The following is a 12,478-nucleotide window of genomic DNA, read 5'->3' on the forward strand; positions in this document are numbered from 1 at the left end:
TCCTGGCCGTGTCAGTACGGCACGTGCCCCCATTCGTCCCGTGCGCGCAGCAGTGTGGGATCGAAACGGCAGCCGATGCGCCGGTCCACCTGGTCCATGTGGGCTGACAGAAGAAGAGGACACCCATGAGTCGTTGCGGCAAACTCGGGCGCATTCCTTGTCCTTCGAGGGTTCCATGGCCCGAACACTGTTGCTGATCGTCCTCTTTGGCACGTCGTCGGTATGGGCGGAGTCGCCGGAGCCGATGGTCCCCGCAGACTATTATGATTTCGTGTTCGCAAGCGACCCGCGGCTTTCGCCGGATGCTAGCCGTGTGGCCTTCGTGCGCAGTCAAGTGGACGATGAACGTCGCGATCGGGAATCGAGCATCTGGATGGTGCCGGCCGATGGCTCGGAATCGGCACGGCAGTTCACCCAGGGTGATTCCGATCGGCGTCCCCGTTTTTCTCCCGATGGGCGGCAAATGGCCTTTCTGAGGACCGTCGACGAGGACGCCCAGATCCATCTGATGCCTGTTGACGGTGGTGAAGCCCATGCCATCACCGAGATTCAACAGGGCAGTATCTCGGAGTTTGCCTGGCGGCCCGATGGTCAGCACCTGGTCGTCACCCTGACCATCGACCCGGCCGTCGAAGATCCTGCGCAGCAAGAGCAGGGGGATGACGCACCGCAGGCGGATGTGAAGGTCTACTCGCGCGCGCTCAGCCGTCGTGAGTCACAGGGTTGGCTGGATGAGAGCCGCCGCAGCTTGTGGTTGCTGGATTCGGCAAGCGGCGAGCTCGAGCGTCTGGCAGGAGACCCTGAGTGGAACTACAACAACCCGACGGTTTCACCGGATGGCCGCTTCCTGGCGTTCAATGCCGATCGCAGCGGCGGCGAGTACGACGGCAGCTTCAATCAGGACGTCTACCTGCTCGACCTTGAAAACCGTGAGGAACGCAAGCTGGCCGCGCCCGACGGGCGTGCCACCGACCCACTGTTCTCGCCCGACGGGCGCCAGGTCGCCTTCCTCTATCAGTCCGACCGCTTTCGTCCCGTGGAACTGCACCGCATCGGGATCGGCAACGACGACCACAAGGTACTGCACGATGGCATGGAGTTCTCCGTCACGCAGGCCTGGTGGCCCGAGGGGTTCGATCGTCCCCTGGTATGGGCGGACTTCCGCGGCAGCCGCCCACTGATGCGCTTGGAAGCCGATGGTGACAGCGAGGTGGTCCTCGGTGACGAAGCCGCTCTCGGCGATATCGACTTTGCCGCCGACGGCGGGTCTCTGGCCGTGCTGGTCGAAGACGAGACCCGGATGCCGGAGGTGCACGTCGCCGACAGCGACGGGGTCGAGTCGCGCCGCCTGACGGGGTTCAACGACGCCCTGCTGGAGTCGCGTTACCGGACCGAGCTGGAACGCTTCAGCTACGAGGTCGAGGACGGCCGTACGGTGGATGCGTTCCTGCTGCGGCCCAAAGGATTCGACGCCGGCGATGACTGGCCACTGGTACTGAACATTCGTGGCGGCCCGGCGCATATGTGGGGTCATCGCTGGTTCCACGAGTTTCAGATGATCGCGGGCGCGGGCTACGCGATGCTGTTCACCAACTATCGGGGTTCGACCGGCTATGGCCACGAGTTCCAGGCCTCGGTGTACCAGGACTACGGTGGTGTCGACTATCGCGACAACATGCGGGCCCTGGACGCGGCGCTGGAGCGCTTCGACTGGATCGACGAGGAGCGCCTGTTTCTGACCGGCGGCAGCCATGGCGGCTTCCTGACCAACTGGATCACGACGCAGACCGATCGCTTCCGCGCGGCGGTCACCCAGCGCAGTGTCTCCAACTGGATCTCCGAGGCTGGCACTCAGGACTACGTGCCGGCACGGATGAATGCCGAGTTTGGCGGCACGATCTGGGAAAACTACGACTATTACTGGGGACGCTCACCGCTGAAGTACGCCGACCAGGTGAATACGCCGACGCTGATCATCCATTCTAGCGATGACCGGGTGACCCCGATCGGACAGGGTCAGGAGTGGTTCTACGCGCTGCTCAACAACGACGTGGAGACCGAGCTGGCCGTATTCGATGGCGAAGGCCACAACCTGTCCCGGGACGGCACCCCGGTGAATCTGGTCAAGCGCCTGGAACTCATCCTCGAGTGGTTTAAGCGCCATGAACCGTGAGCCGCAGTGCCAGGTATTGATTGCGGGAGAGAAGGAGAGAAGAGGACACCCATAATTTTCCCTGCACGGTTAAAGCGCTGGGTGAGTCAGTCCCCGGCATGGGTCATGTTACGGAACGCAAACACGGCGCTGGCGATGATCACCGCGATGGCGAGGCCGTAGTAGAGCGTTTCCAGAGATGCGCCAACCTCTACTGCCTGCTCCAGGAAAAGCACCACCAGAATCACGATCGCGACCTGAATGATCGTGACTTTGAGGTCATGGAAATGCCGGATCTCCAACACGGAGAGCAAGCTGCTTTTTCCGCGGGAATCCGGGTTGATGAACAGCCGGAACAAGCCGACCGCGATGATCTGGAAGGTCACGGCGATCAGCAGCATGTCGAGGACCTTGAGGAACCTCACCGCCAGGCTCTTGCCCTCATCGACCGTGCTGGGCACCTGCTGGACAAAATCGACCAAGATATTGAACACAATGAATACGTTGGCGGCATACAGCAGGAGAGCCGCAATGGTGCTGACCACGACCGTCACCAGTACCAGCAGCCGGCTGCTGGTGAACATTCTTTCCATCATTCGTGCATGCCTCCATGGGCGATTGGTGGTGCACCCGAGAATCGACTTTCAGGCAGACCGAAGGATATTGAGCTATTCAGCGCGGTCCAGTTTGTTCCGGACGATGGCGCCGCCCTTCATGATCAGGTGCAGGTGGTCGTCGGGTGCATCCAGCCAGTCCAGCCCGGCCGCCGGGTCGGCATCGACCACGAGCAGGTCGGCCAGGGCCCCTTCGGCGATCACGCCGAGGCGGCCGGGGTAGGGGGCGCGGTCGCCGGACAGGGCGAGCAGTTGGCCGGCCGCGCCGGTGGCCATGTGCAGGGCCTCCAGCGGGGGCATGAAGCGGGTCAGCTTGGCCAGCTGGCGGCCCTGGCTGGCGGCGCCCTCGGGGCTGAACAGGATGTCGGTCCCGAAGGCCATGGGCACGCCATACTGGCGGCCCAGTTCGAAGGCTTGCTCGGTGCCCGCGCTCACCTGGAGCTGTTTGGCCCGGGAGACGGGGTCCGTTTTCGGGTTGGCGTCCTCGTCGTCCAGGAAGGGCTGGATGCTCCACCACACGTTGGCGTCCGCCATCATGCGCACCGTCTCCTCGTCCGCCAGCTGGCCGTGCTCGATGGAGCGCACCCCGGCGCGGATTGCGCGCTGGATGCCCTGCGGCGTGTAGACATGGGCGCACACGTAGGTGCCCCAGTCGGCAGCGGCGCGCACGGCGGCATGCATCTCCTCTTCCAGGTACTGAGCGGTGTCCAGCGGGTCGTACAGGCTGGAGACGCCGCCCCCGGCCATGATCTTGATCTGGCTGGCGCCTTGCATCAGCTGTTCCCGGGTGCGCCGCAGCACCTCGTCCACGCCGTCCGCAATCGCGGCGACGCCGCTGCTCTCGATGTAACTCGGCGGGGTGCCGGGCATGCGCGGCAATTCGTGGCGCTGGCGAAAATCGCCGTGCCCGGAGGTCTGGGAGATCATCGCGCCGCAGGGGAAGATGCGCGGGCCGGCCACCGCGCCGCGGTCGATGGCCATCTTCAGGCCAAAGGCCGGGCCGCCGAGATCGCGCACGGTGGTGAAGCCGCGCATCAGGGTCGCGCCGGCCTCGCGCCCGGCCATCAGGTGCAGGAAGCCGATGTCCGCTGTCATGGCGGTCATCTGGCTGACCCCGACCAGCGTGCTGTGCCAGTGGGCGTCGATCAGGCCGGGGATGACCGCGCGCCCGCCGCAGTCGATTGCGCGCGCACCGGTTGGGCCCTCGCCGCGCCGGGGCAGCGCGGCGATGCGGCCGTCCTCGATCAGGATGTCCACGTCCTCGCGCAGCGAAAGGGTCTCGCCGTCGAACAGCCGCAGGTGGGTGAGCAGCAGCGGCTGCCCGGGCGCGCCGGCCTTGAGCTCGCGCGGGGCGAGGCCGAAGCCCGCGAACATGCCCAGTACGGCGGCGACACCGCCGAGGAACTGGCGCCGGTTCAGGTCGGCCTCGATGCGCCGGAGGGCCGCCTGGGTATGGGCCGCGCCACAGTGGCAGGGGTTGATGTCGGCGTTCGCGCCGTGCGGTGCACAACAGGCCATGCCCATGATGGTGTGGCTCCTGGTGACGGCACCTGGCGGCTGGACTCGGCGCACGCTGCCGGGTAGTGCGGGATGTGCCCCGGTGCCTTGCGGGTACATGAATCCCGGGCGCCGCCGATTGCGGGCGACGGCCGGGGGCATGCTTGCAGCATACCCCTGTTTGGGCGTTCGTCTACTGGCGGGACCGGGCTATTGGTGAACGTGCGCGGGGGGTGAAGGACGGACCGCCTGCGGAAGAAAAGAGGACAGCCGTGATTTCGTCTCGATATGAGCTCGCGAGGCCCAATAACGGGGCGTCGTTGCTTGAGCATTGTCGGCAAGCCGTCTAGCGTCACAGGGAAGGCCGAAAGACCGCCCGGGATACCGGGAAGGAGTGACCTCATGGCCAGCGATAACATTCCGACCGTGGACTGGCAGGACGGACGGAACGCGGAAAGGGTGAAATTCCAGGTGATGCACGAGGAGCCGGTGGTTTTGATGATGCCAGCGGGTATGGACTGGTCGGTGGATGGCAGCGAATTTGGGTGCAAGACGGACCCGGACAGCGGAATGCAGCGCGGCTGCGAGGGTGCAGGCCTGGTGCGGAAGCTGGCCGAGCTCAACGACATGCCCAAGCTGAACGACATTGCGGACGCCTGCGAGTACGCGAGTTGTCGCGTCGATATCGACCCCGCCGGCGCGCGCATCATCTTCCACGACTGACCCGTCCGGTAACGCATCGCTGCGACCGCATGGCCTTGCTGACTGCGGAGAGGGGCGGATGATCTTTGTGTTCGAGATCCATCTCCGGCCCGGCTGTACCGCCGAGGAGTATGCGGATGCCTGGGTGCGGGCCAGCCGGATCATCCAGCAGGCCCCAGGTGCTCGTGGCACCCGATTGCACCGGAAGATTGGCGATCCGCACGTACTGCTGGCCATCGCGCACTGGGACTCGAAGGGCCAGCGCGATGCGATGGAGGCGGACCAGCCGGACCACGTGCGCCGCATCATTGCAGAGCAGGCGGCTTGCGTGGATGTGCGGGTCATCGGCGAGTTCGAGGACGCCGAATGGTGCGTCGACCCACCCGCAATGGATGACACGAGTATCTGCTGAGTCTTCGGCCTCAGGGAGGTCCCGTGCCACCAAAACCGCCCTGTCCCCGCTGTTCTGTCGAAGAAGGTGAGTGACCGTGTGGGCCCTTCGGCGGCGGGTTGTCTGACGCTTGCGTGCGAGCTTCCTCCTCGGCCTCGCCTTCGGTCTGGGGCAGCGCCCGCGGGTCGAGATGGTGGATCACCGGGGTGGTGCGGGTGAGGGTGCGGAAGGGCTCTCGGGCCTCGGCCGTGTCGCGCCTGAGCAGCAATGCGATCAGTGCGACCAGCGCGCCGATGGTGGCCATGTAGGCCAGCAGCCCGGGCCCGCCCAGCAAGGCGATGGCCCACCCGCCGAGGATCGGGCCCGCGACGGCCCCCAGGCCCCAGAGGAAGAGCAGGGCCGCGGTCACTGCCACGAAGTCGTTGGGCTGGAGGACATCGTTGGCGTGGGAGACGGCCAGCGGGTAAAGGGTGAACGCGAGCCCGCCGAACACCCCTGTAAGTGTGAGTATGGCCCAGAGCGGGACAGCGCCGATGGTGGCGACGAGCGCGAGCGATATCAGTGCCACGCCACCACCGACCACGATCATCAGCGTCCGGCGGCCGAAGCGATCCGAGAAGTAGCCGATCGGCCACTGGAGCACCACTCCACCGAGAATCAGGCTGGTCATGACCAGCGATACCCCAGCGATGTCGAGGCCCATGCGCAGGGCGAAGACTGGCGTCAGCGTGAAGGCGGCGCCGCTGACCAGTCCGGCGGCGACGCAGACCGTTGCCGCCAGGGGCGAGGCGGTCACCACCTGGCGCAACTTCATGCGCTTGTGGCCAGGGGTGTCCTGCGGCATCCCTGTGCGTGTCAGGGCCACTGGCACCAGGCAGAGGGCAAACAGTGCCGCCACGACCATGAAGAGTTCGGTGCTGACGGGTTCGTAGAGGTTGAGCAGGGGCTGGCCGGCGGCCAGCCCCAGGTAGGCGAGAAACTGGTAGACCGAAAAGACTCGACCGCGCGTTCGGTTCTCCGTGCGGGCATGGAGCCAGCTTTCGACCACCAGGTAGGCGCCTGCGAGACAGAACCCGATCACCACGCGCAGAGCGAACCAGGCCCAGACGTCAACATGGAGGCCCAGGAGGAGGATCGCGACGGTGGCGATCGCCGCGAAGATCGCGAAGGCGCGGATGTGGCCGGTGCGCCGTATTACCCAGTCGCCCTGCTGGGCTCCGATGACCAGCCCGATGTAGTAGGCGGACATGATGAGCCCCTTGAGCTGGGGATCGATGGCTTCGAGGCTCAGGCGCGTGCTGACTAGCGTCCCCATGAGGCCGCTGCCCATCACCAGGATGGTGACGGAGGCGAGCAGGGCGACGATGGGGATGAGCAGGCGGGCCAACGCGTCGGGTCTCGATGGGCGGGTGATACAGGCAGTTTGTGCCAGCCCCGGGCCGGCCGACAAGCCGAGCCAGGCCGGGGAACCACCTAGGGTAGGGGGCAACTAGAACTTCTTGATGTTACGCGCCGGGCGGGTGCAGGGCGTACTCAATGGGCGGTCAGTATCGTTGTGATGGTGCCAGGACGACCTTGTTGCGGCCATGACGCTTGGCGGTGCTCATGGCATCGTCGGCCCGGGTCAGCAGCGTGTCCAGCGCTTCCGGGCTCTCTGGGATCTGGCTCGCGATGCCGATCGAGACGGTCAGGGGGACAGGGGGGTGCCCCGAGCCGTCGTCGGGGAGGGGCTCGCGTTCGAAGCGCGAGCGCAGCTGTTCGGCATCTCGGGGACCCGTGCCGTGCCGGAAGAAGGGGACACCCATGTTTTGTTTCGTTTCCGCTGCGCGGCACGGTGCTGTTTCCGATTTCCGCTGGGCCGTACGCGGCCGGGCGCAAGGGATCTATCCAGACAAGAAGGGGACATCGACGCCCCTCTCCCTGGTCCGTCCCAAGCGGTGAACATGGGGGGCAGGATCACCGGCCCGGACCGGCACTGAAGCGCGGCATCGTCTACATTGGAAACATAATGACGAGGCACGAATGCCTCCCTCCCATGTGTTCGGGGTACCGAGGGATGAAGAGATGATTCGGTCGTTTCCGATCTCTCCGTTCTCGTTTGCATGCGTCTGTCAGGCGGGTGTTCCCTCGGATTCGGTCTATGGTTCCGCAACCCCATGAAACTCAAAGCCCTGGCCCTGGATTACGATGGGACGATCGCCGAGGACGGGCGGCTGAACCCTGCCGTGCGCGGGGCGCTGGAGCGTGCGCGTTCGGCTGGCCTGGTGGTGTTGATCGTTACGGGGCGGATTATTGGTGAGCTGCGGCATTTAGCTGGCGATCTCACCTTCGCCGAAGCGGTCGTCGGTGAAAACGGCGCAGTAATCACCTTTCCCCGGAGCGGGCGCTCGACGGCCTTGCACGAACCGCCGCCGCCGGCGTTTCTCGATGGATTGAGTGAGCGCAGCGTCGAGTTCAAGTGCGGCGAGGTTGTGGTGGAGGCCGCCGCGTCCGCTGCCCCCGAGGCCCTGGAACTGATCCGGCGGCTCGAGCTACCGCTGGCGATCCTGTTCAATCGCGGGCGCATGATGATCCTGCCCCAGGCGATCAGCAAGGCCACGGGATTTGCGGTCGCCCTTGAGGCCTTTCGCCTCTCTCCTCATAACGTCCTGGCGATCGGCGACGCGGAGAACGATCATGAGTTGCTTCGCAGCGCCGAGGTCGGAGTGGCGGTCGAGTGGGGCAGTGCCGCGCTCCAGTCGATCGCCGACGAGGTGTTGCCGGGCAAAGGGCCGGCCGCGGTGGCCGACTACATCGATGCAATTCTGGAGGGGCCGGACACGCTCCGCTCGGGCTATCCCCGTCGAAGACTGGTGTTGGGAACGACGCGTGGCGGCAATGACGTGTCGCTGGCGGTGTCGGGTCGGAACGTGGTTATCAGCGGAGATCCGAGATCCGGAAAGTCATGGGTGGCCGGTCTGGTGTGCGAGCAGCTGATCCTGCATGGCTACAGTCTGTGCATCGTTGACCCTGAAGGCGATTATGCCGGCCTGGAGGGGCTGCCCCGGGTGCTGATGACCGGTGGCGATGATCCGCCGCCCAAGCCGCATGAGCTGACGCGGTTGCTGCGGTATCCGGACCGCAGCGTCATCCTTAACCTGTCGCAGCTTTCTCATCTGGAAAAGCTCGATTACCTCAGAGACATTCTTCCGGAGATCACAGTGGTGCGCCACCGTACCGGGCTGCCGCATCGGGTACTGGTCGATGAGGCGCATTATTTTCTTTGCGACCCGCAGGCCATGTCGCTGCTGGACGTGGGGGCGGGAGGCTGCACGATGGTGACCTATCGGGCATCACAGCTGCACCCCGATGTCCTGCAGGTGGCCGACGTCATGCTGGTCTCGAGGGCGACCGATCCTGAGGAAGTGGCCGCCCTGGCAAGGGCCGCCCGGGTGTCGGTGGATCTGGAGGAATGGAAGAGCCTCCTGGCGGGGTTGGCGGTCAATGAGGTCGCCCTCCTGCCGGGGCCAGAGGAGGCCGAAGGCCGGCTGCGGATCATGCGTCTGGCCGAGCGCCTGACACCCCACGTCCGCCATCGCATGAAGTACATCGATGTCCCGGTGGCCGCGCATCACGCGTTTGTGTTTTCGACAGACGGCCACCCGTCAGGCCAGCGCGCCCATACGCTTAAGGAGTTTGTGGACACGCTGGCGTGGATGGAGCCCAAGCGGTTCCATGGCCACCTGCAGCGCCGCGACTTTTCGAACTGGATCGAGGGGGTGTTCGGAGATCGGCCCCTGGCCGCCCGAATCCGTCAGTTGGAGGACGCCTATCGGGCGGGGCGCATAGCCGACATCCATGAAGCCATCATCGAGGCCGTCCAGTCGCGCTATGCATTCAGGCATGAGGCTTAAGGGAATGCCGGGTGCGCGGGACATGCAACGAACACTGATGATCCTCTCCGACGTTCTCGCGAGTCCGCCCCCTAGGGACGAGATGACTGACCATCGTTCCAACGGAGATCGTGACCGGGAGGACCAGGAGGACCAGGAGCCGGGACACCCCGGCGGGGACGATCGCGACTCGGAAGACCGCGACCGGGAAGACCGAGGCTCGCCCGAGCCGTCGCGCGGGGAGCGACCCGGCGACTCACCTGGCGGCATGCCACCGCGTCGCGGCCCCGACCTCGGTCCCGGCCCGGGTGGGCCCGAACCGGACGGCCCGGGCAACAAGGGTGGGCGGCCACAGTGGCTGTTCGTGCTGTGGATCGCGATCAGCGTACTGGTGCTGTTCCAGCTCCTGACGCTGGTGCAGGAGCCGGACCGAGCGGAACTCACCTACAGCGAGTTCGTGCGCGCGGTGGACCAGGGTCAGGTGCACGAGGTGAAGATGCGCGGCCACGAGGTGCAGGGCACGCTGACTGTGGTCGGGCGCCAGGACCTGGGCATCGACGATCCCGGGCACTTCCGTACCTTCACCCCGGAGCTGACCGGCGAGGAGCTGCTGCGCAAGCTGGAAGACCGCGGGGTGGAGATCTCGGCTGAGGCCGCGGACCCGCCATGGTGGCAGGCACTGCTGGTGGGTTTTCTCCCTTTGCTGCTGTTGCTTGGACTGCTGGTGTGGTTCTGGTCTCGCATGCAACAACGGGCGATGTCAGGTGTGGGCGGCGGCCCGCTGCAGTTCGGCAAGTCCATCGCGCGGCGAATGGAGCCGCAGAAGAGTCGCGTGCGCATGGACGACGTGGCCGGCTGCGACAACGCCAAGCGCGAGGTGCAGGAGGTGATCGACTTCCTCAAGGAGCCGGACCGCTTCAAGGAGCTGGGGGCCACCATCCCGCGCGGCATCCTGATGATGGGGCCGCCGGGCACCGGCAAGACGCTGATGGCGCGCGCGGTGGCCGGGGAGGCCGGGGTGCCGTTCTTCACCGTGACCGGGTCGGAGTTCATCGAGATGTTCGTCGGCGTCGGCGCCTCGCGCGTGCGCGATCTGTTCCGCCAGGCCAAGGAGAACGCGCCGTCAGTGATCTTCATCGACGAGCTGGATGCGATCGGCCGCTCGCGCGGGGCCGGCGTCGGCGGCGGACACGACGAGCGCGAGCAGACCCTGAACCAGATCCTGTCGGAGATGGACGGCTTCGAGCACGAGGAGTCGGTGGTGGTGCTGGCCGCCACCAACCGCCCGGACGTGCTCGATGCCGCGCTGCTGCGCCCCGGGCGTTTCGACCGCAAGATCACCCTCGAAAACCCGCACCGCGAGGCGCGCCGGTCGATTCTCGGCGTGCATACCCGGAAGGTGCCGCTGGCGGACGACGTCGATCTCGACCAGGTTGCTGCCTCGACCATCGGCTTTTCCGGCGCGGAGCTTGCCAACCTGGTCAACGAGGCGGCGCTGTTAGCGGGGCGGCGCCGGCTGAAGCAGGTGGATCGCGCCTGTTTCTTCGATGCTCGCGACCGCATCATGCTGGGCGAGAAGCGCGAGGAGAAGATCTCCGAGCGCGAGCGCCACGTGATCGCCTATCACGAATCCGGGCATGCGCTGCTGGCGTATCTGCTACCGCATGCCGACACCCTGGAGAAGGTCACGGTAATCCCGCGCGGGTTCGCCCTGGGCGTGACCTCGCAGGTGCCGGACGAGGAACGCCACACCTACAACGAGTCCTATCTGCGCGACAGGATCGGCGTGATGTTCGGCGGGCGGCTGGCGGAGTCGCTGGTGTTCGGCGAGGTCAGCAGCGGGGCGGAGAACGATCTGCGTCAGGCGACCCAGCTGGCGCGGCGGATGGTGGCGCACTGGGGCATGAGCAAGCGCGTCGGGCCGGTGTCGCTGCCGCAGAGCGAGGAGCATGTGTTCCTCGGGCGTGAGATCGCGCGCCCGCGCGAACACAGCGAGACCACCGCGGCGTTGATTGACGAAGAGGTGCGCGACCTGCTGGAGGAGATTGAGGGCAACGCCCGCGCCACGCTGGAACATCACCGCGACGCCCTGGATGCCCTCGCCCGCGCACTGGAAGAGCGCGAGACCCTGACCCGCGAGGAGATCGAGGCGATCGTCGACCAGTACGGGCCGGGGCAGCCCGCAGCCGAAAAGTCCGGCAACACCGGAGTCTCTGGCACCCCCTGAGACAGGCAACCCCGACCCCGTGCAAGCACGATCCTGAGAGAGCGGAGCACGAATCGTGGCGGATTCGGCAAGTTTTCGAGGGTCGGCAGCCGGGGCTGTTGGAGGCCTGGAATGAGGTTCTTTGGCCACGAACGCGGATGAGCGTGTTGCGTCTGTGGATTTCACCGAGCATGGTCTGATGGATGGCCGTCGAACTCCCGAACATTAAGTCCTCAACACCCCAACGCTAATGGCAGACACTCGCTACGTCACCGTAAACCGTCTGACTGAGGAGTCGAAGGCGATCCAGAGGCGCGGGCGCAACCTGGTACTGCTCCTGGGGTTGCCGGTCGCGCTCGGTGGGTTCTTCGTGCATCCGCTGGTGGCGCTGATCACACTGGCGGGGGTGGTCGTGCTGGTGGGCCTGGTTGGCGGCAGCGCGGTCATCGAGGCGGGTGCGCGGGGCGAAGATGCGGCGCTGGAGTACCTGGCGGAGCTTCCCGACTCGTTCACGGTCTTCAACCAGGTGGATTTGCCGGATGAACGCTCGCGTACCGGCGTGGCGGAGGCGGATCTGGTGGTGGTGGGGCCGGAGGCGCTGTTCGTGATCGAGGTGAAGCACAACAGCGGGGCCATCGACTGCGACGAGCAGACTTCGCAATGGACGGTGAGCAAGACCGGGCGGCGCGGCAGCCGCTACACCAAGCAGATGCGCAACCCGGTGCGGCAGGCGAAGAAGCAGGTGTGGCTACTGAGCGAGTACCTGAAGGGCCGCAAGGCCAAGCGCTGGATCCAGCCGATCGTGCTGTTCACGCACCCGGAGGTGTCGCTTGGGCGTGCGGGCGAGCTGTCGGTGCCGGTGCTGACGGGGCCGGAGCTGGTGGAGTACATCCGCAGCTTCCGCCCCGAGCGCCCGCGCCCGGTGAAGGAGAACACGGTTCGGGCCATCGCGGCGCTGAAGGGATGAAGGCGGGGGCGTGCCCCGGACAGGGCCGGCCGGTCCCGCGCGGGCGGTTATTCCTCGGCCGGTTCGCCGGTGACGAG

10 protein-coding genes and 1 pseudogene are annotated in these 12,478 nt (G+C 66.0%); 7 read left to right on the forward strand and 4 right to left on the reverse strand.

Annotated elements, in window-relative coordinates; genetic code table 11:
* Positions 1 to 175: 175 nt before the first annotated feature.
* On the forward strand, positions 176 to 2,173 hold the full coding sequence (locus F468_RS0107580; RefSeq protein ID WP_018994883.1) for a S9 family peptidase: 1,998 nt from the start codon (positions 176 to 178) through the stop codon (positions 2,171 to 2,173).
* A gap of 86 nt (positions 2,174 to 2,259) precedes the next feature.
* Here F468_RS0107580 and F468_RS0107585 read toward each other — a convergent pair whose 3' ends face one another.
* Both F468_RS0107585 and F468_RS0107590 read right to left on the reverse strand, forming a co-directional pair.
* A complete protein-coding gene (locus F468_RS0107585) occupies positions 2,260 to 2,736 on the reverse strand; it encodes a YqhA family protein (RefSeq protein ID WP_018994884.1) in 477 nt (158 codons plus the stop codon).
* Between the two features lie 84 nt (positions 2,737 to 2,820).
* Positions 2,821 to 4,290, reverse strand: coding sequence for an amidohydrolase family protein (locus tag F468_RS0107590; protein WP_018994885.1), 1,470 nt, complete (start codon positions 4,288 to 4,290; stop codon positions 2,821 to 2,823).
* Between the two features lie 375 nt (positions 4,291 to 4,665).
* On the opposite strand from F468_RS0107590, the gene F468_RS0107595 reads away from it, so the two are divergent.
* Positions 4,666 to 4,986, forward strand: a complete 321-nt coding sequence (locus F468_RS0107595; RefSeq protein ID WP_018994886.1) for a hypothetical protein — start codon at positions 4,666 to 4,668, stop codon at positions 4,984 to 4,986.
* A gap of 58 nt (positions 4,987 to 5,044) precedes the next feature.
* Positions 5,045 to 5,377: an antibiotic biosynthesis monooxygenase gene (locus tag F468_RS0107600; RefSeq protein WP_018994887.1), complete on the forward strand. Its 333-nt coding sequence runs from the start codon at positions 5,045 to 5,047 to the stop codon at positions 5,375 to 5,377.
* 10 nt (positions 5,378 to 5,387) lie between these two features.
* On the opposite strand, the gene F468_RS0107605 is transcribed toward F468_RS0107600, so the two are convergent.
* Together F468_RS0107605 and F468_RS0107610 are read right to left on the reverse strand one after the other, a co-directional pair.
* Positions 5,388 to 6,743 carry an MFS transporter gene (locus F468_RS0107605; protein WP_018994888.1) on the reverse strand — a complete coding sequence of 452 codons (1,356 nt, stop codon included), beginning with the start codon at positions 6,741 to 6,743 and terminating at the stop codon, positions 5,388 to 5,390.
* Between the two features lie 157 nt (positions 6,744 to 6,900).
* Positions 6,901 to 7,161: a diguanylate cyclase domain-containing protein gene (locus F468_RS0107610; protein WP_018137809.1), complete on the reverse strand. Its 261-nt coding sequence runs from the start codon at positions 7,159 to 7,161 to the stop codon at positions 6,901 to 6,903.
* 351 nt (positions 7,162 to 7,512) lie between these two features.
* Between F468_RS0107610 and F468_RS0107615 the strand changes: the two genes are divergently transcribed.
* From F468_RS0107615 to F468_RS0107625, 4 genes and pseudogenes are all read left to right on the forward strand, one after another.
* Positions 7,513 to 9,249, forward strand: coding sequence for an HAD hydrolase family protein (locus tag F468_RS0107615; RefSeq protein ID WP_018137808.1), 1,737 nt, complete (start codon positions 7,513 to 7,515; stop codon positions 9,247 to 9,249).
* An 82-nt stretch (positions 9,250 to 9,331) separates the two neighbouring features.
* A complete protein-coding gene (ftsH, locus tag F468_RS0107620) occupies positions 9,332 to 11,455 on the forward strand; it encodes an ATP-dependent zinc metalloprotease FtsH (protein WP_018994889.1) in 2,124 nt (707 codons plus the stop codon).
* 121 nt (positions 11,456 to 11,576) lie between these two features.
* A pseudogene (locus F468_RS14510) lies at positions 11,577 to 11,648 on the forward strand (DUF2442 domain-containing protein); the annotation flags it as partial.
* 36 nt (positions 11,649 to 11,684) lie between these two features.
* On the forward strand, positions 11,685 to 12,401 hold the full coding sequence (locus tag F468_RS0107625) for a nuclease-related domain-containing protein (RefSeq protein WP_018994890.1): 717 nt from the start codon (positions 11,685 to 11,687) through the stop codon (positions 12,399 to 12,401).
* Positions 12,402 to 12,478: the final 77 nt, after the last annotated feature.

Origin of the sequence: Thioalkalivibrio sp. ALJ2 (genome assembly GCF_000378325.1) — a bacterium.
Taxonomy (GTDB): Bacteria; Pseudomonadota; Gammaproteobacteria; order Ectothiorhodospirales; family Ectothiorhodospiraceae; genus Thioalkalivibrio.